We start from the raw sequence: 2,034 nt of genomic DNA, 5'->3' as shown, positions 1-2,034 counted from the left end.
CAAAAGTTTTCTATAAATAAATATTATAGATCAACGAATCATAAAAAACATTTTATAAATTTGAAACCAAAAATAATTATTATCACTAATAAACATATTAATTGTAAAAAAAGGATTCAAATAATGACAGATCACAAAATTATAGATGGTATTTTATTTAAAAAAATGGTAATTAATGGCGCTATTAATTTAAAAAATAATTATAAAAAAATAAACAATTTAAATGTTTTTCCTGTTCCAGATGGAGATACAGGGACTAATATGCAAATGACTATGGCAGAAGGAATAGAAAAACTAAAACTTGTTGACGATCCCTCTATCATGAAAATGTCTAAAGTTTTATCTGACGCTTTATTGATGAGTTCTAAAGGAAATTCGGGAGTTATTTTATCTCAGTTTTTTTCAGGTATTTTTGAACAAATTAACGTTTTTCAAAAAGATACGATTGATATTTCTCAATTTATCGACTCTTTTGTGAATGGTTATAAAAAAGCTTATGAAGCGGTTATGAAACCAGTTGAAGGCACTATTTTAACTGTTTTACGTGAATCTATCGAAGCGACTCATAAGAAAAAGAGTTTTAAAGTTTTAAAAGATGTTTTAAAATATATGATTAAACATGCTAAAATTTCTTTAAACAAAACAACCGATTTGCTACCCGTTTTAAAAAAATTTAATGTTGTTGATAGTGGTGGAGCTGGTTTTGTTTGTATTTTAGAAGGTATGTTAAAAATATTAGAAAACGACGAATTAATGTTGGAAGAATATGATTCATTCGACGAAGGTGCTCATTCTTTTGATAATATAGAACATGTCGTAGGAGAAAATCTAAAATACATGTATTGTACAGAATATATCGTTCAATTAATACCTAAAAGTGGTTTTATTTTAGAAAATAAAAGAAAAGAATTATTAGATATTGGCGATTCTTTGATTTTATTAGAAAATAATAATTTAGTTAAAATACATATTCATACTAATATGCCTGGCGATGTTTTAACTAATTTATTACAGTACGGAACTTTAAAAAGATGTAAAGTTGATAACATGAAAGAACAAAACGAAAACGTTGTGAAACAAAAAAACGCCGATAACGCTTCTCAATTAAGTTATTCTTTAATATCGGTTGTTTCTAACGAAGAAATAAAAAATATTTTTTCAGATATGAATGTTAATTATATCATTGATAAATCTGATAAATCTAATAAAACAGTTTCTTCCAAAGAATTTCACAAAATTTTTAAACAATTAAAACCTTCTCATGTTATCGTTTTAACTAACGGTGAAGAAAATAAATTAGCGGCACAAAAAGCTTTAAAAGCTTTTCCTGATTTAAAGGTTAATTTAGTAGAAACGCAAAACATAGCTGAAAGTTACAGTGCGCTTTTATCTTTTGATGAAACAGTTTCTTTAAAAGATAATTTAGTGAATATGCGACAAAACATTAAAAAAAATAAAATTGGCGAAGTAGTCCATTTAAAAAAATCTAATCAATTGTCTACAGATTCATTAAATATTAATGAAGAACATTTTGCGGAAATATTAGAATCTTTAAAAAATAATAAAGATAATTATTTAGCCATTTTAGAAGAAAAAATTCTTTATAATCATTTGGATTTAAACACATTAACAAAATATTTATTAGAAAAAATGGTTAATTCAGACAATAAATTTTTAACTATTTTTTATGATTATAAAAAAGTTTCTCAAGATCATTTAGACCAAATAGAAGGTTTTTTAACATATAAATATACTTTTTTAGAAATTGAAAAAATAGAAAATGACGATGCAATGCGTCCTTATATGTTCGTTTTAGAATAAAAATAATAAATTCATTTTTATTATTTTTTGTGTGGATATGGCGGAATGGTATACGCGCATGTTTGAGGGGCATGTGAGAATTTTTCTCGTGTGAGTTCGAATCTCATTATCCACACCATAATAAAAAAATACAACAAAAATTGCTTGTATTGAAGGTTCGACTGAGCAAATGAGTTATTTTTGATAAATAATTCATTTTTTTATGTTGTTTTA

At 25.0% G+C, this 2,034-nt stretch carries 1 protein-coding gene and 1 tRNA gene; both read left to right on the top strand.

The window, feature by feature from the left end:
• The first annotated feature begins 123 nt into the window (after nt 1-123).
• Nucleotides 124-1,821: a DAK2 domain-containing protein gene (locus RI68_RS00825; protein WP_017193367.1), complete on the top strand. Its 1,698-nt coding sequence runs from the start codon at nt 124-126 to the stop codon at nt 1,819-1,821.
• 31 nt (nt 1,822-1,852) lie between these two features.
• A tRNA-Leu gene (locus tag RI68_RS00820) sits at nt 1,853-1,939 on the top strand.
• Nucleotides 1,940-2,034: the final 95 nt, after the last annotated feature.

It is taken from the genome of Vaccinium witches'-broom phytoplasma str. VAC, assembly GCF_000309405.1.
GTDB lineage: Bacteria > Bacillota_I > Bacilli_A > Acholeplasmatales > Acholeplasmataceae > Phytoplasma.
Note: the sequence above shows the minus strand (reverse complement) of the source record. Positions and strands in the feature narration are given on the sequence as shown.

Excerpts from the sequence above, each read along its gene's own strand:
- RI68_RS00825 (WP_017193367.1), top strand. The coding sequence starts at position 124 with ATGACAGATCACAAAATTATAGATGGTATTTTATTTAAAAAAATGGTA.